Here is a 19,938-nt window from a genome sequence, read left to right on the forward strand (position 1 = left end):
TCACTCTGCCCCGGGCGGACCGGCGGCGGCGGGGAAACGGCGCGGACGACGACGGCGCCCGCCCCCACCGGAGTAAGGACGGGCGCCGGTCGGCAGTGCGGACGAGGTCAGTCGTCGCCCTGGAAGTAGCTCAGCAGGCGCAGGATCTCGATGTAGAGCCAGACCAGGCTGACCAGGATGCCGAACGCGGCCACCCAGGAGTAGCGCTGCGGCAGGCCCATCCGGACGCCGTCCTCGATCTCCTTGAAGCTGAGCACGAAGCTCAGCGAGGCGACCACGATGCAGACCAGGCTGAAGCCGATGGCCAGCGGGCTGCCGTCGCGCAGGCCGGTGTTGACGCCGAACAGCGCCAGCACCAGGTTGATCATCATGACCGCGAAGAGGCCGACCATCACCGCGATCATGCCCTTGACGAAGGCCGGGGTGGCCCGGATGACCTTCGCCCGGTAGAGCATCGCCATCAGGAAGAAGATGCCGAAGCTGGCCGCGGCGGCCTGGAGCACGATGCCGTCGTAGGCCGTCTCGAACGCCTTGCTGACCATGCCGACGAAGACGCCTTCGACGACCGCGTACGCGATCACGAGCGCCGGGTTGGCCATCCGCGAGAACGAAATGATCAAGCCGAGGACCAGGCCGACCACCGCCGCGCCGATCCAGGCGGTACCGACCAGAGCGTCGGGCACGAGCACCCAGGCGGCCGCGGCGGTGATGCCGAGGATGCCGAGCAGAGCGACCGTCTTGACGACCACGTCGTCGACGGTCATGGGCGCCACGGTCGGCGGCGCAGCCGGGTAACCGGCCTGGGACGGGTACTGCTGGGGAATGCCGGGCTGTCCGTACGGCCCGGCCGGGGCGTACCCGGCGGAGCGCTCCCGCTCGGCCGCTTGGCCGAGCCGGGCGAGCACCGGGTTCGAGGTCTTCACTGTCTGGCCTCCCTCAGGGGGTCGTTTGCACGTGAACGTGCCCTCCAAGAGTAAACGGCCCAGCCAAGTCCTGGAGATCACGAATGAGAATGTGTGAGTCGACCGGTGCCCGGGGCGGGGGTCGAACCCGCACGCCTTTCGGCAGCCGCTTTTAAGGCGGCCGTGTCTGCCTTTCCACCACCCGGGCGGGCGTCACCGGCGCGCCGACACGCACGGTGCAATGTCACCGTAGCCGGTCTCCGGCGACCCGGCGTACCCCGCCGGCCTGGCCACATTAGGGTCGATGCCGTGAGCAGCGCAGCCCCCACGGCCCCCGACGCCGCCCCTGAGCAGGCCTTCCGCCTCGCCGATCGGGTCAACCGCCGACCTCGGGCCGTCCGGCTGCTGGCCGCCGTCCACCGACACCGGACGGACCTGCTGGCCGCTCTGATCTTCGCGGTGCTGGCCGGCTGGCTCACCCAGGGGCTGTGGCCCGACCCGGGCGCCCGCACCCTGGCGCTCAACCCGGAGGACCAGACCCTCTACGAGTGGTTCCTGGCGGTGGACGCCCGCGCGCTTCTCGGCGACTTCGACCTGCTCACCGACCGGCTCAACGCCCCCGACGGCGTCAACCTGATGGCCAACACCACGGTGATCGCACTCGGCGTCCTCTTCGCGCCGGTCACCCTGTTGCTCGGCGCGCCGGTCACCTTCGCGCTGCTCGCTGCCGCCAACCTCGCCGGCACCGCCCTCGCCTGGTACCTGCTGTTCCACCGGACGCTGCGCGCCCGCCGGGTGGCCGCCGCGCTCGGCGGTGGGCTGTGCGGATTCGGACCAGGCATGGTCTCCCAGACCAACAGCCACCTGCACATGACCGCCCAGTGGCTGGTGCCGGTGATCGTCTGGCTGGTGATCCGGCTGCTGCGGGCGTCCGACCCGGGGCCGGGAACACCCGACGGGACCGGCCGTACCCGCACCTCCGGGCCGGATCGTCGGCGGCTGTTCACCTCCGCGGCGGGGCTGGCCGGCGCGGTCACCGCGCAGGTCTTCATCGGCGAGGAGGTGCTCTTCCTCGCCGCCATCACGCTGTTGGTGATGGCGGTCAGCTACGCCGTGTCGGACCGGGACCTGGCCCGCAGGGCGCTCCCCGGCTTCGCCGCCGGGATGGCGGTCGCCGCCGGGCTCGCCCTGCTGGTGCTCGGCTATCCGCTGTGGTTCCAGTTCGCCGGGCCGCAGGGGGTCGCCGACGGGATGTTCACCCCGGCCTACTTCTCCGCCGACCTGAGCAGTTGGTGGACGCTCTCCCCGCTGTCGGTGGCCGGCAGCGACGAGTCCGCCCGGCTGACCACCGGTCCCGCCGAGTACAACACGTTCCTCGGCTGGCCGCTGCTGCTGGTCGCCACGGTCTGCGCGATCTGGGTCGGGCGACGCCGATTGGTCTTCGCCTGCGTCGTGGCGGGTCTGGTGATGGGGGCGCTCTCGCTCGGCCCGGAGGTGGTGCTCGGCGGCACCAGGACAGCGATCCCCGGCCCGTACGCCCTGATCGGTGGACTGCCGGTGGTGGACGGGGCGTTGCCGATGCGGTTCGCGCTGGCGGTGCTGCCGATCGTCGCGACGCTGCTGGTGCTCGCGGTCGACCGGGCCCTGCGTAGCTCCGGTCGGGCCCGACGGCTGGTGCCACTGGCCGTCGGCGTGGCGCTGCTGCCGATCTTCCCGACCCCCCTGCCGACCACCGGACGGCCCGCCGTGCCGGAATTCATCACCGGCGGGCACTGGCGGCAGTGCGTACCGCCGGGCGGGGTGCTGGTCCCGGTGCCGCTGCCGACCCCGAAGGAGCCCTGGCCGATGCGCTGGGCGACCGCCGCCGACGCCGGTTTCGGGCTGCCGGAAGGCTTCTTCATCGGCCCGTACGGCAGGGGCGGCACCGCGGCGATGGGCACGTTCAAGCAGCCCACCTCCGCACTACTGGCGGATGTCGCCCGCCGGGGCGACCAACCGGCCATCGGCGACGAGCAGCGCCGCCAGGCCGCGCGCGACGCGGAGTTCTGGGGCGCCTCCTGCGTGGCGCTCACCGACGACGCCCCGCACGCGGAGAGCCTGCGCGCAACCCTGGAACAGCTCTACGGACCCGCGACCCGGATAGCCGACGCCTGGACCTGGCGGGTCTAACCCAACCCAAAACCCCGCCGATCTTGCACTTACTGCTCGGACAAGACGCACCAAAAGGCGCATCACGACGTCCGAAAGTGCAAGATCGACGGGGTTGGTGGGTCTGGGTCTGGGTTAGACGCGGGGCGCGCCGACCGGCTGGGAGGCCTCGGCGAACTCCTCGCGGGGGTCGTGCAACTGGCCCAGGGCGACCACCTCACGCTTGAGGAAGAACGCCAACGACCAGTCCACCACCACACGGACCTTGCGGTTGAACGACGGGATCCGGCTCATGTGGTACGTCCGGTGCATCACCCAGGCCGGCCAACCGGTCATCTTGATGCCGTACACCTGGGCCACGCCCTTGTGCAGGCCGAGGCTCGCGACGCTGCCGACGTGCTTGTGCTTGTAGTTCACCGGCTCGCGACCCCGGATCACGGCCGTGATGTTGTCGGCCATCCGGGCGGCCTGGCGCACCGCGTGCTGAGCGCTCGGCGAGCAGAAGTTGCCCGGCTCCTTGGTCAGGTCCGGTACGGCGGCGCAGTCGCCGGCACTCCAGGCACCCTCGACCACCCGGTCACCGTCGACCACCTGGAGCGTGGGCAGGCAGGTGATCCGCCGACGGTCGTCGCGCGGGAAGTCGGTCGCGTCCAGCATCGGCGACGGCTTCACACCGGCCGTCCAGACGATCGTGTCGGAGCGGAAGCTGTCACCGTCGGAGAGCTTGACCACCCCGTCGACGCAGGACTCGAGCCGGGTGTCCAGCCGGATGTCCATGTTTCGCTTCAGCAACTGCTGCACGGTGTAGGCGCCCATGTCCCGGTCGACCTCCGGCAGCACCCGCTGGGTGGCCTCGACCAGCACCCAGCGGACCTCGTCCTGCTTGAGCTCCGGGTAGTAGCGCAGGGCGTCGCGAGCCATGTCCTCCATCTCGGCGAGCGCCTCGATGCCGGCGTACCCACCGCCGACGAAGGTGAAGGTCAGCGCCGAACGGCGGACGTCCGGATCCGGCGTGGCAGCCGCCACGTCGAGCCGATCCAGCACGTGGTTACGCAGGTAGATCGCCTCGCCGATGGTCTTGAACCCGATGCCCTGCTCGTGCAGGCCAGGGATCGGCAGGGTGCGGGAGACCGAACCCGGTGCCACGATCACGTGGTCGTAGGTGATCTCCCGGGCCGGGCCGCTGATCGGCTGCACGGTGGCCACCTTGCGGTCGTGCTCGATCCGCGTGACCGTGCCGGCCACCATCTTGCACCGGCGCAACTCCCGCCGCAGCGGCACCACGGAGTGCCGCGGGGAGATGTTGCCCGCCGCCGCCTCGGGCAGGAACGGCTGATAGGTCATGTGGGGTTGGGGATCCACCACCATGACCTCAGCCTCACGGGAGCTGAGCTTCTTCGACAGGCGCAGCGCCGCGTACAGACCGACGTGCCCGGCACCAACCACAAGGATCCGCTTCGGATTCACGTTGTCTATCTTTCCCCGGCCGGCTCAGGTAATCCCGCTCGCGGCCCCCATCTGTGACGGAGCACAACCCATGTGACCTGCGTAACCCTCCGGTCGCAGCCGTCACCGGCGCCGCAGCAGCCAGCCCAGCAACGCGGCCGTCCCCACCGCCACCAGCAGCCCCAGCACGGTGACCCACTGGTATCCGGCTCCCCCACCCGACCCGGCCGCTTGCAACAACAGGACGCCGAGCACGGCAGCACCCAACAGCACAGCGGCCGACCGCACCAACCACCGGGTGATCAACTCGGGGTCCACCACCGCGTCGTAGGGCAGCAGCGCGGCCAGCGCGCAGAGGGTGTGACCCAGGTAGAGCAGGGCCGCGACGGCGAGCAGCCGCCAGAGGGCGACCGGACGGCCGTACCCGTCGGTGGCGAGCAGCCAACCGCCGACCGTGACCAACGCCGTGAAGGTCGCCCAGAGTCGGCGCGGCCCGCACGCGGGCAACAGCGCCGCCACCGCCAGGAAGAGGATCGGCCGGCCGGAAAGCACCTCCGCGGGGAAGGCAAGGACGAACCCGGCAAAGACGGTGACGAAGATCCCGGCCCGGACCAGCAGCGGGGCCGCACTGATGCGAACCACGGCGTACTGCGCCGCCCGAACCCGCTCCACGACGGCGTTCATGTGCGCCTGCCCTCGCTCATCGGCCACCCACCCTCGGGGCCGTCGCCAACCGGGCCACGTCCCGCAGCACCTGGTCCAGGCTGCCGGCGCCGGCCCAACGCACCACCGGCACGCCGTGCTCCCGCAGCTGCCCGATCATGATCTCCCGATCCAGACGCCACAGCCGGTACGCCACCTCGGCCCAACCCCGGTCCTTCGGCGAGGCCAGGTCGGTCGGCAACGTGTCGACCGCCACCACGAACCGCCCGCCGCGGGCCAGCCGGGCGAGCATCTGCGCCGACCGTTCGTCCAGCAGCGGGGTGAGCACCACCACCAACGCGTCCGAGGACAGCAACTGCGGCCCGAAGACCTGGTCGTACGGCTCATGCGCGGACGCGTGGACCCGGACGTCGAGCAACCACTCCAGGACGGTCAGGTACTGCCGTCGCCCGGCGGCCGGCCGGAGCCGGCGGGCTGCCGGCCCGTACTCCAGCAGCGAGACCCGGTCGCCACGGTGCAGGTAGTGCTCGGCGATCGCGGCGGTGGCCCGGACGGTGGTGTCCAGCACCGAGGCGGCGCCGTTCACCCCACCGGAGCGGCCCGCCTCGGCGAGCACGTCGAGCAGCACCACCACCTCGGCGTCCCGGTCGGAGAGGGTGGCGGCCACGTGCAACTGCCGGGCCCGCAACGAGACCCGCCAGTCGATCCGGCGCAGCCGGTCGCCGGGGGCGAAGACGCGGACGCCGGCCAACTCGCCGCCCTCCCCCGGTCGACGGGAGTGGTGCGCCCCGACCAGGCCGGCGGCGCGGGGCATCGCCTCGACCGCCTCGAACGGCTCGGTACGCGGGTACACCCGCACCCGGACCGGCTCGGTGATCACCGCCCGGGAGACCAGCAGGCCACCCGCCGTGGCGACCCGGGCACCGGCGGGGCCGATCGGGTGCCGGCCCCAGCGCAGGGCCTTGCCGGCCAATTCCAGGTCCACCGCGGCGTCGATCGGCACCGAGGTCACGAACGGCCGGTCCGCGACGGAACGGCCCCCGCCGTTGCCCGTCGCACCGGTCGCCGGGGCGCTCGGCTCCGCGCCGTCGACGGCCTCGTCGCGGGCGAAGCCGGCCCGGTCGATCCGCAGCCACGGCGACACGCGGGAACGCATCACCACCAGGTCGTAGTCGACCGTGTCCGGGTTGCCGACCGTCACCGCCGCGGTCACGTCACCGCCCTCGACCAGCGGCCCGCCGTCCCCCTGGGTGATCCACACCTGCGGCAGCGCCGTGGGCCGCCGACGTAACGCGTACGCGGTGCCCAGCGCGAACGGGGCGGCAAGCACGATCAGGTCCACCCGACCCAGCAACACGCCGGCCACCAGCAGCAGGCCGGCGAGCAGCACCGCGCGGCCGAGCGCCGGGGTGGGCGCCCAGCCAGCAGCCGGTTCCGCTTCGGTGGCCCTCGGCACGGTCGGTCCGGTCATCAGTGCCGGGGCCCGCCGGCGGCGTAGCTGGGCAACGCGCCACTGGCCGGGGCGGGAGTCGCCTCCAACACCTCGCCCACCACGAACGCCGGATCGACCCGCCGCAACCACATCTCCGGGCGCAGGGTGATCCGGTGCGCCAGGGCGGGCGCCGCCACCGACTTGACGTCCTCGGGCACCACGTAGTCCCGTCCGCCGAACACCGCGCGGACCCGGGCCAGGAGCAGCAGCGCCAGCGAACCGCGAGGTGAGGCGCCGACCAGCACCGACGGGTGCTCCCGGGTGGCCGCGGTGAGCGACACGATGTAACGGCCGATGGAGTCCTCCACCACCACGTCCTCCAGGGCGGCCTGCATGGCCCGCAGCGTCGCCGCGTCGACCACCGCCTTGATGTCCGCCTCCTCCCGGCGACGGCTCATCCGACGGCGCAGCACCTCCCACTCCTCCTCGTGCTGCGGGTAGCCGAACGAGACCCGCAGCAGGAACCGGTCCAGCTGCGCCTCGGGCAGCGGGTAGGTGCCCTCGTACTCGATGGGGTTGGCGGTGGCCAGCACGTGGAACGGCTCGTCCAGCTTGTAGGTCACGCCCTCCACCGACACCTGCTTCTCCTGCATCGCCTCCAGCAGCGCGGACTGGGTCTTCGGTGGCGTCCGGTTGATCTCGTCGGCGAGGAGCAGGTTGGTGAAGACCGGGCCGGCCCGGAAGGTGAAGTCGCCGTTGCGCTGGTCGTAGAGGAAGGAGCCGGTGACGTCGGCGGGAAGCAGGTCGGGGGTGAACTGCAACCGGCGGAAGTCCAGCCCGAGGGCCTGGGCGAACGAGCGGGCGGTGAGCGTCTTACCGAGCCCCGGCAGGTCCTCCAGAAGCACGTGCCCGCCCGCGAGGATGCCGGCGAGGACCAGCTCCAACGCGTCCCGTTTGCCGACCACGACGGTGCCGACCGCGTCCAGGACCGCCCGAGCCAGGTGCCCGACCTCGGCGGGGGCAATGCTCCGGTCCACGTCGTTCATCAGATGCTCTCCAGTTCGGCGACGATCACCGCGAGGTCGCGCGGCGACGGGGTGCGGCGAGGCGGGGTCTCCAGGAACGTCCACAGGCGATCACCCAGCAGGGCGCGAGCGCGGGCGGGATCCGACTCACGGGTGACGCCGTGTTTCAGACGCATCCGCTCGTCGGCCAGCTCACCGATCCGGGGCAGGACCGTGCCGGTGAACCGTTCGGGTCGGGTCGCGGACCAGTCCAGGGGCCATTCCCACCGGTTGATCGCGCTACGCAGCGCGTCCCGGGCACCCCAGTTGTAGCTGCCGTCCTCCTCGCCCGCGCCGACCCGACTGCCGCCGGGCGGCGGGGGCGGCGGCGCGAGCAGGGCGGTGACCCGGCGGACCGCCAACACGGCGAGCACCCCGGCGATCAGTACGGGCAGCGAGACCTGGAGGCCCACCGCGCGGAGGCCGACGAGCAGGACGGCGACCAGCGCGGCGGCCCACGCGAGCGAGCGCAGCACCGGACGCCACCGGGAGTCGCGCGGCCCCGGACCGACCGGCGCCGCCTCCTCCTCGAACGCAAGCAGGTCGTCGATGCTGGTACTACTCATGAGGTCACCGCCGCGGTGAGTTCTCCGCGCAGCCGGCCGAGCGCGGCGCGGGCCTGGTCCCGGGTGCGTTCGTCGACCGGGTGGGTGGCGTACCGGGCCTCCCGGTAGACGTGCGCGAACTCCGCCAGCACGTCGGTGCTGGCGATCGCCGGCACGCCCGCCGCCGGGTCACCCTGCAACAACCGGCTGACCAGGTCGGTGGGGGTGTCCCCGGCGAGCCTCGGCACACCGGCCGCTGCGGCGGTCTCCTCCAGGCGCACCCAACAGGCGATGACCGCCACCCGCGGGTCGGTGTCCCGGTCGTCGAGTTCCACCAGGCCGGCGTCGAGGGCGGCGACCACCTCGCGGGCGGTGCCCTCGGCGGTACGACGGGCCCGCTGCGCCGGTAGTGCCCGGGTGGTGCGGCGCAGCGCGCCCCGGATCAGGACCCAACAGAGGTAGCCGAGCGCGGCGAGGATGGCCAGCCCGAGCAGGACCACCGCCACCGTGCCGACCCACTGCGGGATGTGCGCCTGGGTGGCCTCGCCGGCATCGCGTGGCTCGATCGGGATGGACGGTGACGGCTCGACGGTCGGGTACTCGGGGACCCACGGAACGTTGTCCGCCGCCGGCGGGATCCGACTGGCCCCGATCGACGAGTGGGCGGACGCCAGGGCGGCACCGGCGAGCAGGGCGGCTGTCGCGCCGACCGGCCACCACCGGCGGAGCAGGCCGAGTACCGGGGGCAGCACACCCGGCTCGGCGGACGGCGTGGGCGGGCGTGTTCCGTCTGTCATCGCCACCACCCCACGCGTCGTCTCAGTCCACTCCGGCCAGCTGTTTAGCCTGGCCGAAGACGTCGTCCAACATCCCTGGTGTCAACCGCCCGGTGAAGGTGTTCTGCTGACTGACGTGGTAGCAGCCCAGCAAGTCCGGAGCGTTCGTGCCGGACCAGTGTGCCCCATGACCGAACGCCGGTCGCGGGCTGGGCGGGCGCTGCCCGTACACCGCACGGAGCACCGGCCACCACGCGGCCCAGGCGAACGCGCCCAGCGCTACCACGACCCTCAGCGTGGGCCGGATCAGCGCGACCTCGCGGTGCAGCCAGGGCGCGCAGGTGTCCCGTTCCGCCGGGGTCGGTTTGTTGTCCGGAGGCGCGCACCGGACGGCCGAGAAGACCCGCAGGTCCCGCAGGGTGAGCCCGTCGTCGGCGGCGACGCTGGTCGGCTGGTTGGCCAGCCCGGCCCGGTGCAGCGCGGCGAACAGCACGTCACCCGACCGGTCACCGGTGAAGATCCGGCCGGTGCGGTTGCCACCGTGCGCGGCGGGTGCCAACCCGAGGATGGCGATCCGCGCGTCACCGGTGCCGAGGCCCGGCACCGGCCGACCCCAATACTCCTGGTCGCGGAAGGCGGCCCGGCGGGTGCGGGCCACCTCCTCCCGCCATTGGACCAGCCGTGGGCAGGCGAAACAGTCGCTCACCGCCGCGTCGAGGTCGGCCAGGTCGGTCGCCCGCGCTGCGCGGGCGACCACCTGTTCGGGGGTACGGGTCTCAGCCAAGCTTGGCCCGGAAGAGTTCCAGGGTGCGGGCCCACGCGCTGGCGGCGGCGCGCTGGTCGAACGCCTCCGGCCGGTCGTCGTTGAAGAAGGCGTGCGAGGTGCCCGGGTAGTCGTAGAGGTGGCAGTCGCCGCCGGCCTCCTCGATGGCTCGACGAGCGGTCTGTACGCCCTCGGCGGTGGAGGTGCCGTCCTCTTCGGAGCAGTGGATGACCGCTGCCTTGCCGGCATAGTCGGCCCAGTCGGGGCGCATCGACTCCCACGGCAGCACGGGATAGAAACCGGCGGTGGCGACGATCCGCTCGGAGATGGTGGCCGACCAGAGGGCCAGGCTGCCACCGGCGCAGAAGCCCACGGCACCGACCTTACCGGTGACCTCGGGCCGCCCGGCGAGATAGTCGGCCGCCCCGGCGATGTCCTTCGCCGCCTCGTCCATCCGCATCGCCAGCAGGAGCCGCTGCGCCTCGTCCGGCTCGCTGGTCGTCTCACCGTGGTAGAAGTCCGGGGCGAGGGCCACGAAACCGGCCTCGGCGAACCGGTCCGCCACCGACCGGATGTGCGGGACCAGGCCCCACCATTCCTGGATGACGATGACGGCGGGGCTGGCCGTGCCGCTGGCGGGTATCGCGAGATACCCCTCGCTCGTTCCCCCGTTGCTGCGGTAGCTCACCATTTCGCCCATGGGCCGTCCTCCTAGCGGTCAGTCATCGTTGGCTGGTCGCCCAGTGGTCCTACGTGCCGGTAGCCTGCCACGCCACGGGGCCGTCGGGAAGACGCCGGAACAGTGGCATTCACCTCCTGTTCGCCGCCCGGTGACTGCGGGTACGCCGACGGCGGCGGGGTCTGCTCCCGCCGCCGTCGACACCGATCTACCGCTGTGGTCAAACCTTCTTGGTCAGGCAGAGCACGTAGCCCGTCTTGCCCGGCTCGATGCTGGAGAAGATGTACCCCTCCTCGCCCTCCTTGAAGTACTGCGTGCAGGTGGTGTCGGCCTTGGCCTGAGCCTCGCTCTGGCCGTTCACCCGACCGACCACGTTGTACACCGCGTCGGTGGAGGTGCACTCGACGACCTTGGCGCCGTCGACCTCCTCCTGCTCGGTGCCGGTGACCTCGGGCAGTTCGGCGATGCAGTCGCCGGTCTTGGCGTCCGCGGTCTCATCCTTGTTCAGGTAGTTGCCGATCGCCGAGGCGACGCCGAACTTCAGGCCGGCGATGACGACGACGGCGAGGATCGCACCGACGATGCCGAGGGCCTTCTTCGCACCGGACTTCTCCGCCTTCGGCTCGGCGGCCGGCGGCGTCTCGGCGGCCGGCTGCGGCTCGGCCGCCGGCTGCGGCTCGGCCGACTGCTGCTGAGCGGCAGGCTGCGGCTGAGCGGCAGGCTGCGGCGCGGCCGCTTGCGGCGTCTCGACGGCCGGCTCAGGGGTTGCGGCGTCGGACGCGGGGGGCGGTGCGACCTGCTCTGACACGGGGGTTCCTTCCGAGGGGTTGATGAGCAGACGACACCGTAACGATCATTGATTTCCGGTGCCGTCCCGCTCGCCTCGTCCGTTCAGCTATTTCCCAGCTTCACCTGCATGATCCAGTTCACACCTGGCTCAGCGGGTCGGGGTGGGAGTTGGTGTGTCGCTCGGCGGCAGGCCGGTGGCCGTACCGGTCGGCAGCGGCGTCCCGGTCGGCCCGGGTGTGCCGCTCGGGTCCGGCGTGCTGGTCGGGTCCGGTGTGCTGGTCGGATCCGACGTGCTGGTCGGTGACCCGGGTGGGAGGGGCGCGCCCGGTGCGCGGGGCACGAAGGGCGCCTGGTCCGGGCAGTACGGGTACGCCCGCAGCGCCTGGTTCACATAGGCGCCTTCCAAGCAGTCCGGGTAGCCGAGCCGGATCGGATTGCCGTTCTGGTCGAAGAGCCGGGCGTTCTCCACCAGGCGGCCCTCGCTGTCGTAGACGAAGACGTCCCGGACCCGGTCGTACTGGCTGTCGACCGAGGTCTGGTCGTAGCCGTAGTCGCCGTAACGCATCCGGTCCTCGGCCTGCATCAACGCGGCGAACGCGAAGACCACAAGCACCACGCTGCCGACCTGCACCGCCGAGCGCGGCCAACGGGTCAACCGCCCGGAGCGGCGGCCGATCCAGATGGAGGCGAGCACGAAGCCGACCAACATGATCATGCCGGCGAGCAACTCACCACCGAACCTCGGCAGCAACCCGAAGCTGCCACCGGTGCTGATCACCGTGACCAGCATCGCTGCCAGGTAGCCCCGGAGCACCCACCAGCCGGGGCGCAACAACTGGAGGAAGTCGCTGGCCGTCGCGTACCCCAGGGGTGGGCCGAGACGGGTGTCCATGGCGCGCAGCCGGCCGCGGACCCGGGCCATCGCGCTCGCCACCCGCTGGTCGAGGTTGCGCCCGCTGCCCGGCGCGGCCCCGGCAGCGGCGCGCAGTTCGGCGGCGTACGTCTCGGGCTCACCCAACCGCTCGACCAGGGTGCCCTCGGACTCGGCGGCGACCTCGGTGAGGTGGTCGGCCAGATCCTCGGTCAGCTCGTCGCGTTGCCCCGGCGGCAGATCGGCCAGAGCGGCCCGGACCCGCGCCACATAGTCGGTGATCTCCTGCTCCGCGACGGTCATGCCGCCACCCCCCGATCGTCGAGCAGACTGTCCATTGTGGTGGCGAACGAGCGCCAGAGCTTGCCGGAGCGGGTCAACTGGTCGCGCCCCGCGGCGTTGAGTGAGTAGTACTTGCGGTGCGGCCCGGATTCGCTCGGCACGACGTAGGTGGTGAGCAGGCCGGCGGCGAAGAGGCGGCGCAGCGTCCCGTAGACCGAGGCGTCACCGACCTCCTCCAGACCGGCCTCGCGAAGCCGGCGCAGGATGTCGTAACCGTAGCCGTCCTCCTCTCGGAGCACGGCCAGGACGGCCAGATCGAGCACGCCCTTCAGCAACTGTGTGGTGTCCACGCATTGCACACTAGTGCGTAATGCGAAGTAGCGTCAACGAATCGGCCCCGACACGCCGAAGCGCCGAGCGCCGAGCGCCAAGCGCCAAGCGCCAAGCGCCAAGCGCCAAGCGCCAAGCGCCACCTGATCGTGCTCGATCCAGGATGTAGTGGCCTCGGCGTTGGAGGATGCCACTGTTTCCGTGATCTAGCACGATCTTGGCGCGCGGCGAGATGAACGAGGAAGATCGGCGCCAAGTTCGGGAAGTTGCTGCCTCCTGCGCGCCGCAGGGCGCAATACCCGGGAAGTTGCTGCCTCCCGCGCGCCGCAGGCCGCAACATCCGGGAAGTTGCTCGGATCTTGATACGGGACGCGGGCGCGCTGAACGTCGATCGACTCGGTTTGCAGGAAGTCGGGGTGTCCTGGTGGCGCGGACACCCCGACTTCAAGGAAGACGAGTTGACCACTCGTCCCGCGAGGGCCCTTCCAGGCGTCCCGAGTTGATCAAGCTGGCTAGCGCGTGGCTGGCTGGAGGCTCCAGGCGATGCCGTCGAGGATGTCGTGCTCCGAGGCGACCACCGACGGCATCCCGGCCCGTTCCATGATCACGCGAAGCACCAGCGCGCCCGCGCCGATCACGTCGGCCCGGCCCGGGTGCATCACCGGGTTCGCCAACCGCTGTGCACGGGTCTGACCCAGCAGCTCAGCGGTCACCCGGGCGACCTCCTCGTACGACACCCGGGCGTGGTGGATGCGCTCCGGGTCGTACTCCCGCAGGCCCTGAGCGAGAGCGACCACGGTGGTGACCGACCCGGCGAGGCCGACCAGGGTGGCCGCCTCGCGACCGGGCACCGCGGCGAGCGCCCGGTCCACCACCGTCGCAATGTCGGCCTGCGCCGCAGCGACCTGCTCGGGCGTCGGCGGGTCGCCGGGCAGGTGTCGCTCGGTCATCCGGACGCAGCCGATGTCCACCGAGATCGCCGAGCGCACCCCGGCGGCCCGGTCACCGACCACGAACTCGGTGGAACCACCACCGATGTCGACGACCAGGAACGGCTCCTTCGCGTCGGCGGGCAGCCCGCGCACCGCGCCGGTGAACGACAGCCGGGCCTCCTCGTCGCCGCTGACCACCTCGGGCGCGACACCGAGGGTGGCCTGCACCATTTCGGTGAAGTCGGCGGCGTTGGCGGCGTCGCGGGAGGCCGACGTGGCGCACATCCGCACCCGCTGGGCACCCAGCTTCTCGATGTCGGCGGCGTACGACGCCAACGCCACCCGGGTCCGCTCGATCGCCTCCGGCGCCAGTCGGCCGGTGCGGTCCACGCCCTGCCCCAGCCGGACGATCTCCATCCGCCGGGTCAGGTCGACCAGCGGCGCCTGCGGCCCGGCCGAGGCGTCGGGCAGGTCGGCGACCAGCAGTCGGATCGAGTTGGTCCCGCAGTCGATGGCCGCCACACGCGTCGTCACGGCAGCAACCTTACGGCAGCCCGCCCTGCCAACTCCGAGTCACAGGCGCAGCAGCATCCGGGTGTTGCCAAGCGTGTTCGGCTTCACCCGCTCCAGGTCCAGGAACTGGGCGACACCCTCGTCGTACGAGCGCAGCAGCTGCTCGTAGACCGGCTGCGGCACCGGAGCGCCGTCGATCTCCCGGAAGCCGAACGAGCCGAAGAACCGGGTCTCGAAGGTGAGCGCGAAGATCCGCGCCACGCCCAACTCCCGGGCCGCGTCGATCAGCTCACCGACCAGCCGGTGACCGATGCGCCGGCCCCGGCAGGACGGGTCCACCGCCACCGTGCGGATCTCGGCCAGGTCTTCCCACATGACGTGCAGTGCTCCGCAGCCCACCACCATGTCGTCCTCGGCCCGGACCGCGACCCGGAACTCCTGCACGTCCTCGAACAGGGTGACGGTGGCCTTGTTGAGCAGCCGGCGGTCGTCGGTGTAGGTGTCGACGAGTCGCCGGATGCCCCGCACATCCCCGGTGCGGGCCCGCCGGACGAGGATCTGACTCTCGGGTGCCTCGGACCCGGCCTGCCTGCTCATTCGCCCGCCGGCACGTCCACGCACGGCCCCGCCGACCACCAGGGCTCAACCAGTTCCAACGTCTCATCGCCGAACGGGTTCACCCCGGGGCCCGCGCCCAGCGCGTGGCCCAGGTGCACGTGCAGGCACTTCACCCGGCCCGGCATTCCGCCGGCCGAGATGCCGGCGATCTCCGGCACCTCGCCGATCGCCTCCCGGCGGGTGAGGTAGTCCTCGTGCGCCGCACGGTAGTGGGCGGCCAACTCCGGGTCCGTCGTCAGCCGGTCCGCCATCTCCTTCATCAGCCCCGCCGACTCCAGTCGGCTGCACGCCGCGGTGGCCCGGGGGCAGGTCAGGTAGTAGAGCGTCGGGAACGGGGTGCCGTCGGCGAGGCGGGGGGTCGTCTCCACCACGTCCGGGAGGCCGCACGGGCAACGGTGGGCGACCGCCCGGGTGCCCCGGGGCGTGCGGCCGAGCTGCGCGGCCACCGCGGCCAGGTCGGCCTCGGTGGCCGGCTCGCGCTGCGGCAGGGGTACGGAATCCGCCGCCGGCTCCGACGGTGGTACGACAGTCACGGTCTCTCCTGGTGCGCTGATCGGTGGGTCACTTGCCCGGCTGCTGGCTGTCCGCCGCCCGCACGCTCGACCAGAGCGTGTCGTACCAGGTCGATGGCCCCGCCGGGGCGGCCGTACCGGCCGACTTCCCGGCGTCCCGGGCGGCGCCCTCCGGGTCGTGCAGCACCACCATCATCTTCTCGCCCGGCCGGCCCATGAAGAACCGTTCCCGGGCCTTGGTCTCGATGAACGCCTTGTCCTGCCACTTCGCGGCCTCGGCGGCGAGCTTCGCGATCTCCTGCTCCTGCACCGCCTGCGCGGCCTCCATCCGCTCGATGTCGGCCTGCTGGTCCAGGTAGACCCGGACCGGGTAGGTGTAGGCCAGTGCGAGCGCGATCAGGACCGCGAACAACACGGTGGCCCGACCGGTGAAGCGGCGGGGGTGGGGTGCGGCGAGCCGCTTCACGGCGCCACCGGCGGCGGTACGCCGAGCGGCGGCCGGACGACTCGCGGAGCGCACGCCTTCGGCGCCCCGGGCAGCACCCGGCGCGCGACCGGCGGCGCGCGGCTCGGCGCGTACGCCGGCCTCCCGGACCGATCCCCGCGTGGCGCGCCCACCGCCCGGCCGACCGGACTGACCCGGCCGGCGGGCGGGACGCTGACCACCCGGTGTGCGGCGCTGCTGCATCGTCACACCCCTCCCCCGAGGCTTCGTGCGTCTCAGGCCGAACGGTAGCGCGGGAACGCGCCAGCGCCGGCGTAGCGCGCCGCGTCGGCCAGCTCCTCCTCGATCCGGAGCAGCTGGTTGTACTTGGCGACGCGGTCCGAGCGGGCCGGCGCGCCGGTCTTGATCTGGCCGCAGCCGGTGGCAACCGCCAGGTCGGCGATGGTGGTGTCCTCGGTCTCGCCGGAGCGGTGGCTCATCATGCACTTGAAGCCGGCCCGGTGGGCCAGGTCCACCGCGTCCAGGGTCTCGGTCAGCGAGCCGATCTGGTTGACCTTGACGAGAACGGCGTTCGCCGCCTTCTCCGCGATGCCGCGGGCGATGCGCTGCGGGTTGGTCACGAACAGGTCGTCACCGACGATCTGCACCCGGTCGCCGATCGAGGCGGTCAGCGTCTGCCAGCCGCTCCAGTCGTCCTCCGCCAGCGGGTCCTCGATCGACACGATCGGGTACTCGTCGGCCAGCTTCGTGTAATAGGTGCTCATCTCCTCGGCGGACTTCGCGGCGCCCTCGAACGTGTAGGTGCCGTTGTCGAAGAACTCCGTGGCCGCCACGTCGAGCGCGAACACGATGTCGGTGCCGAGCCGGTAACCGGCCTTCTCGACCGCCTCGGCGATCAGGTCCAGGGCCGCCGCGTTGGTCGGCAGGTTCGGCGCGAAGCCACCCTCGTCGCCGAGCCCGGTGGAGAGGCCCTTCTTCTTCAGCACCGACTTCAGTGCGTGGTAGACCTCCGCGCCCGAGCGCAGCGCCTCACGGAAGGTGGGCGCGCCGATCGGCGCGATCATGAACTCCTGGATGTCGACGTTCGAGTCGGCGTGCGCGCCACCGTTGAGGATGTTCATCATCGGTACGGGCAGGAGGTGCGCGTTCGGGCCGCCCAGGTAGCGGAAGAGGCTCAGCTCGGCGCTGCCGGCAGCGGCCTTCGCCACCGCCAGGGAGACCCCGAGGATGGCGTTCGCGCCCAGCTCCGACTTACTGTCCGTGCCGTCGATGTCGAGCATCTTCTGGTCGATGAGCCGCTGCTCGCTGGCCTCGTACCCGATGATCTGGTCGACGATCTTGTCTTCGACGTTGGAGACCGCCTTCTCCACGCCCTTGCCCTGGTAGCGGTCGTCGTCACCGTCGCGCAGCTCGATCGCCTCGAAGGCGCCGGTGGAGGCGCCGGAAGGCACGGCGGCGCGGGCGACCGTGCCGTCGTCCAGACCGACCTCGACCTCGACCGTCGGGTTGCCCCGCGAGTCGAGAATCTCCCGGGCGACGATTCCCTCGATGGTTGCCACTAAGTCGCTCCTCGTTGTTGTGATCCGGTCCGTGGGTGGGCCGCGACGGTGCGGCTGAGGCAGGTGTTGAACGCAGCGTATCGGGCGGCGCGAACGGGCACGGCGTCGCCCGCGCACCCGGGTCGCCCCGCACTGACGGACATTCCCGGATTTCCGGGCGTCAACCGGCAACGGGTTTGCGCTGCGCGGACCAGATCCACCAGGCTGGTCGCCATGCCCGCCGCCTCGACCACCCTCCGCATGCTCGCCGTGTCGGTCATCGCGTCGCTCACGGTCACCGGCTGTCAGACATTCGAGGACGCCGGAGTCGCCATGGGCCGCTCGGAACTCGTCAACGACCTCGCCGCCCGGCTCGACCGGGCACTGGAGTTGACCTACTCGGCCGACTACCAGCTGCCCGGCGGCCAGCGCGCCGCCATCGTGCAGGCACAGGACCCGGCGCGATCCACCTACACCTACCCGGGCGGTCAACTCACCGTCACCCCGGAGGCCATCACCCGGTGCACCACGACCGGCGCCCGCCCGGAGTGCACGCTGATCGCCCCGCCCACCCCGGGCAGCAAGCCCACCGTGACGCTGTTCGGCGAGGCCAACCGGCAGGGCCTCGTCACGCCGCCGGTGGTGGTCGGGCTGCTCACCGCCGCCGCGCTCGACCCGCAGGCGGTCATCAAGCAGAGCGACACCACCGTCGCCGGGCACCACGCCGCCTGCGTCGCGGTGGAGAGCTCGTCCGGCGACTTCACCGCCTGCGTGACCACCGAGGGCGTGCTCGGCAGCTTCACCGGTCCGGTCGACGGCAAGCCGATGGAGTTGGCCCTGAGCGACTACTCCGCGACGGTCGACGAGCGTGCGTTCGACCCGCCCGCCGGCGCCGGCGTCGTCGACCGCCGCCCCGGCGGCTCGTGACCGACCCACCGCCCAAGCCCGCGTCCGTCGCGCCGCCCGGCGTTCCTCAGAGACCGAGCAGGGTACGCAGGTGGCGCGGGGGCGGGCAGTCGTGGGCGAGCATCGCGTCGTGCCAGTCGCGGACCGACACCCCGTCCGGGCGGGCGGCGGCGATCTCGGCCATCTCGCTGTACCCGACGAAGTAGGTGGAGAGCTGGGTGGAGGTGAGTTGCGCTCGCCGCCACTTGCCGGCCGCCTCGCCCTCCTCCTGGAAGCCGCGCCCGGTCATCAACGCCATCGCCTCGGCCTCGGGCAGGTCCTCGGCGTGCACCAACTGGTCGAGCAGCGCGTTGATGGTCATCCGTAGTTGCATCTTGAGCTGCTGCAACCGCACCGGCAGACCGCCGAAGCCGAGCCCCGTCATCACCTCCTCGGCGTAGACCGCCCAGCCCTCGATGAACGGGCCGGACTCGGCCAGCGCGCGGACCCGCGTGCCACCGACGTAGCGGCGGGCGTGGGCGAGCTGGAGGAAGTGCCCCGGCATCGCCTCGTGCACCGTCAGGTTGCGGATCATGTGGTCGTTGTACTCGCGGTAGAACGACTCGACCCGCTGCGCCGGCCAGTCCGACGGGGTGGGCGCGATGCAGTAGAAGGTCGGCACGACGGCGGTCTCCAGCGGGCCGGGCGCGTCGCAGTACGCCACCGCCACCCCCCGGGCGAACTCCGGCATCTCCTGGATCACGCACCGGTCGTCGACCAGGGTGACCAGGTCGTGCGCGCGGACGAAGTCGGTCGCCTCGTCCAGGGTCACCCCGGCCAGCTCGACGATCGTCGCGTCGTTCGGGTGCTCGTCGGCGAGCAGGTCCAGCGCCCGGCGTACGGACGCGTCGTCGGCCGGGCCGCCGACCAGCTCGACGGCCGCCTCGCGGATCTCCGCGGTGACCCGGTCCAGGTTGGCCCACGCGCGACGCTGGATCTCGGCGGCGCCCAGCTCGGTGTCGAGGGTGTGCCAGAGCCGGGCCTCCCAGCGGCGTCGGCCCAGTCGCGGGTCGCGGCCGGGGCCGGCATCGGCGGCCAGGCCGGTGCGCAGCCAAGCGACGAACTCCTCCAGCGCGGCGATCGCGGCGGTGGCCGCCGGCTCGACCCGGTCGAGGTGGCTCGGCGCCTGGGCGAGCAGCGCCGGCAGCTCGTCGCGGATCAGGGCGGCCGTGCCGGTGAACTGCCCGACCGCCGTCTCCGCGTGGATCCGCGGCATGTCCCGCAGCGTCGCGCGGGCGGTGGCGAGGGCGTCCGGTACGGCGGCGAGCCGGCCGGCCAGTTGGGTCAGCCGCACCTCCGCGGGGGCGTACGGGCGGGCCAGCAGTGGGTGCAGCAGCGGGCCCGGGTTGTGCCGCAGCGGATCCCACTCGTGCGAGCGGATCTCGGTCAGCTCGAACAGCTCCCGGTCCACGAATGAGGTGAGCAGCGCGTGGTCGACCTGCTCGTCGACGTCGAGCGAGTCCGGGTCCAGTTCGGACAGTGCGTTGGCCGCGTCGGAGAGCATCGCCCGATCGGCGGTCAACCCGTCGGCGGACAGATCCGGCAGTCGGTCGTCGAACCGGTGGTCCCCGGCGGCGGTGGCAACCCCCGGCCGCGACTCCAGTAAAGCCTCGACAACCCGCTCAGCCAGCACCCCAAACGCTTCCACCCGCCCACCCTACCGACCGCCGCGCGCCCCGCCGCCGGTTCCGCCCCACCCGTCGATCATGAAGTTGTTGCCATCCACGTCGGCGTGTCGGGGCAAC

The 19,938-nt window shown here is 71.9% G+C and carries 20 protein-coding genes and 1 tRNA gene; 2 read left to right on the forward strand and 19 right to left on the reverse strand.

All coding sequences use genetic code 11. From position 1 onward, the window contains the following. Window positions 1-107: 107 nt before the first annotated feature. Window positions 108-923, reverse strand: a complete 816-nt coding sequence (locus ACIBD9_RS09520) for a Bax inhibitor-1/YccA family protein (protein WP_357763033.1) — start codon at window positions 921-923, stop codon at window positions 108-110. Between the two features lie 106 nt (window positions 924-1,029). Continuing rightward, window positions 1,030-1,110, reverse strand: a tRNA-Leu gene (locus tag ACIBD9_RS09525). Between the two features lie 101 nt (window positions 1,111-1,211). Between ACIBD9_RS09525 and ACIBD9_RS09530 the strand changes: the two genes are divergently transcribed. Beyond that, on the forward strand, window positions 1,212-3,071 hold the full coding sequence (locus tag ACIBD9_RS09530; RefSeq protein ID WP_396716083.1) for a hypothetical protein: 1,860 nt from the start codon (window positions 1,212-1,214) through the stop codon (window positions 3,069-3,071). Between the two features lie 114 nt (window positions 3,072-3,185). Here the strand turns inward: ACIBD9_RS09530 and ACIBD9_RS09535 are convergent, their stop codons facing one another. From ACIBD9_RS09535 to eno, 16 genes are all read right to left on the reverse strand, one after another. Next, complete coding sequence (locus ACIBD9_RS09535) at window positions 3,186-4,517, reverse strand: NAD(P)/FAD-dependent oxidoreductase (protein WP_396716085.1); 1,332 nt, start codon at window positions 4,515-4,517, stop codon at window positions 3,186-3,188. A gap of 102 nt (window positions 4,518-4,619) precedes the next feature. Next, window positions 4,620-5,180: a hypothetical protein gene (locus ACIBD9_RS09540; RefSeq protein ID WP_396716087.1), complete on the reverse strand. Its 561-nt coding sequence runs from the start codon at window positions 5,178-5,180 to the stop codon at window positions 4,620-4,622. Window positions 5,181-5,196: 16 nt separating this feature from the next. Further along, window positions 5,197-6,630 carry a DUF58 domain-containing protein gene (locus ACIBD9_RS09545; protein WP_396716089.1) on the reverse strand — a complete coding sequence of 478 codons (1,434 nt, stop codon included), beginning with the start codon at window positions 6,628-6,630 and terminating at the stop codon, window positions 5,197-5,199. Continuing rightward, on the reverse strand, window positions 6,630-7,637 hold the full coding sequence (locus tag ACIBD9_RS09550; RefSeq protein ID WP_091394243.1) for a MoxR family ATPase: 1,008 nt from the start codon (window positions 7,635-7,637) through the stop codon (window positions 6,630-6,632). The genes ACIBD9_RS09545 and ACIBD9_RS09550 overlap by 1 nt, the downstream gene beginning before the upstream one ends. After that, window positions 7,637-8,221 carry a hypothetical protein gene (locus ACIBD9_RS09555; protein ID WP_396716091.1) on the reverse strand — a complete coding sequence of 195 codons (585 nt, stop codon included), beginning with the start codon at window positions 8,219-8,221 and terminating at the stop codon, window positions 7,637-7,639. The genes ACIBD9_RS09550 and ACIBD9_RS09555 overlap by 1 nt, the downstream gene beginning before the upstream one ends. Then, on the reverse strand, window positions 8,218-8,997 hold the full coding sequence (locus tag ACIBD9_RS09560; protein WP_396716093.1) for a DUF4129 domain-containing protein: 780 nt from the start codon (window positions 8,995-8,997) through the stop codon (window positions 8,218-8,220). Before ACIBD9_RS09560 ends, ACIBD9_RS09555 begins: the two co-directional genes overlap by 4 nt. Window positions 8,998-9,019: 22 nt before the next feature. Next, a complete protein-coding gene (locus ACIBD9_RS09565) occupies window positions 9,020-9,733 on the reverse strand; it encodes a uracil-DNA glycosylase (RefSeq protein WP_396716199.1) in 714 nt (237 codons plus the stop codon). A 19-nt stretch (window positions 9,734-9,752) separates the two neighbouring features. Continuing rightward, complete coding sequence (locus tag ACIBD9_RS09570; protein WP_030328776.1) at window positions 9,753-10,439, reverse strand: dienelactone hydrolase family protein; 687 nt, start codon at window positions 10,437-10,439, stop codon at window positions 9,753-9,755. Window positions 10,440-10,638: 199 nt separating this feature from the next. Continuing rightward, complete coding sequence (locus ACIBD9_RS09575; protein ID WP_396716095.1) at window positions 10,639-11,226, reverse strand: hypothetical protein; 588 nt, start codon at window positions 11,224-11,226, stop codon at window positions 10,639-10,641. Window positions 11,227-11,355: 129 nt separating this feature from the next. Then, a complete protein-coding gene (locus ACIBD9_RS09580) occupies window positions 11,356-12,381 on the reverse strand; it encodes an HAAS signaling domain-containing protein (protein ID WP_396716097.1) in 1,026 nt (341 codons plus the stop codon). Next, on the reverse strand, window positions 12,378-12,710 hold the full coding sequence (locus tag ACIBD9_RS09585) for a PadR family transcriptional regulator (RefSeq protein WP_238660956.1): 333 nt from the start codon (window positions 12,708-12,710) through the stop codon (window positions 12,378-12,380). The genes ACIBD9_RS09580 and ACIBD9_RS09585 overlap by 4 nt, the downstream gene beginning before the upstream one ends. 492 nt (window positions 12,711-13,202) lie before the next feature. Beyond that, entirely contained in the window at window positions 13,203-14,144 is a 942-nt protein-coding gene (locus tag ACIBD9_RS09590) for an exopolyphosphatase (RefSeq protein ID WP_396716201.1), read from the reverse strand. Between the two features lie 51 nt (window positions 14,145-14,195). Continuing rightward, on the reverse strand, window positions 14,196-14,732 hold the full coding sequence (locus ACIBD9_RS09595; RefSeq protein ID WP_354969250.1) for an amino-acid N-acetyltransferase: 537 nt from the start codon (window positions 14,730-14,732) through the stop codon (window positions 14,196-14,198). Next, a complete protein-coding gene (locus tag ACIBD9_RS09600) occupies window positions 14,729-15,286 on the reverse strand; it encodes a DUF501 domain-containing protein (RefSeq protein WP_238660960.1) in 558 nt (185 codons plus the stop codon). Before ACIBD9_RS09600 ends, ACIBD9_RS09595 begins: the two co-directional genes overlap by 4 nt. A 28-nt stretch (window positions 15,287-15,314) precedes the next feature. Beyond that, window positions 15,315-15,953, reverse strand: a complete 639-nt coding sequence (locus ACIBD9_RS09605; RefSeq protein ID WP_396716099.1) for a septum formation initiator family protein — start codon at window positions 15,951-15,953, stop codon at window positions 15,315-15,317. Between the two features lie 32 nt (window positions 15,954-15,985). Then, window positions 15,986-17,269 (reverse strand): phosphopyruvate hydratase, encoded by a 1,284-nt coding sequence (eno, locus tag ACIBD9_RS09610; RefSeq protein WP_387166960.1) that lies wholly within the window; start codon window positions 17,267-17,269, stop codon window positions 15,986-15,988. A 213-nt stretch (window positions 17,270-17,482) separates the two neighbouring features. On the opposite strand from eno, the gene ACIBD9_RS09615 reads away from it, so the two are divergent. Continuing rightward, on the forward strand, window positions 17,483-18,175 hold the full coding sequence (locus ACIBD9_RS09615; protein WP_387166958.1) for a hypothetical protein: 693 nt from the start codon (window positions 17,483-17,485) through the stop codon (window positions 18,173-18,175). A gap of 46 nt (window positions 18,176-18,221) precedes the next feature. On the opposite strand, the gene ACIBD9_RS09620 is transcribed toward ACIBD9_RS09615, so the two are convergent. After that, window positions 18,222-19,841: a DUF885 domain-containing protein gene (locus tag ACIBD9_RS09620; protein ID WP_387166955.1), complete on the reverse strand. Its 1,620-nt coding sequence runs from the start codon at window positions 19,839-19,841 to the stop codon at window positions 18,222-18,224. Window positions 19,842-19,938 lie beyond the last annotated feature (97 nt).

The organism is Micromonospora sp. NPDC050784, assembly GCF_044456765.1.
Taxonomy (GTDB): Bacteria; Actinomycetota; Actinomycetes; order Mycobacteriales; family Micromonosporaceae; genus Micromonospora; species Micromonospora foliorum.

Excerpts from the sequence above, each read along its gene's own strand:
- ACIBD9_RS09560 (WP_396716093.1), bottom strand. The coding sequence starts at position 8,997 with ATGACAGACGGAACACGCCCGCCCACGCCGTCCGCCGAGCCGGGTGTG.
- ACIBD9_RS09595 (WP_354969250.1), bottom strand. The coding sequence starts at position 14,732 with ATGAGCAGGCAGGCCGGGTCCGAGGCACCCGAGAGTCAGATCCTCGTC.
- ACIBD9_RS09550 (WP_091394243.1), bottom strand. The coding sequence starts at position 7,637 with ATGAACGACGTGGACCGGAGCATTGCCCCCGCCGAGGTCGGGCACCTG.
- ACIBD9_RS09540 (WP_396716087.1), bottom strand. The coding sequence starts at position 5,180 with ATGAACGCCGTCGTGGAGCGGGTTCGGGCGGCGCAGTACGCCGTGGTT.
- ACIBD9_RS09605 (WP_396716099.1), bottom strand. The coding sequence starts at position 15,953 with ATGCAGCAGCGCCGCACACCGGGTGGTCAGCGTCCCGCCCGCCGGCCG.
- ACIBD9_RS09570 (WP_030328776.1), bottom strand. The coding sequence starts at position 10,439 with ATGGGCGAAATGGTGAGCTACCGCAGCAACGGGGGAACGAGCGAGGGG.
- ACIBD9_RS09580 (WP_396716097.1), bottom strand. The coding sequence starts at position 12,381 with ATGACCGTCGCGGAGCAGGAGATCACCGACTATGTGGCGCGGGTCCGG.
- ACIBD9_RS09615 (WP_387166958.1), top strand. The coding sequence starts at position 17,483 with ATGCCCGCCGCCTCGACCACCCTCCGCATGCTCGCCGTGTCGGTCATC.
- ACIBD9_RS09545 (WP_396716089.1), bottom strand. The coding sequence starts at position 6,630 with ATGACCGGACCGACCGTGCCGAGGGCCACCGAAGCGGAACCGGCTGCT.
- ACIBD9_RS09555 (WP_396716091.1), bottom strand. The coding sequence starts at position 8,221 with ATGAGTAGTACCAGCATCGACGACCTGCTTGCGTTCGAGGAGGAGGCG.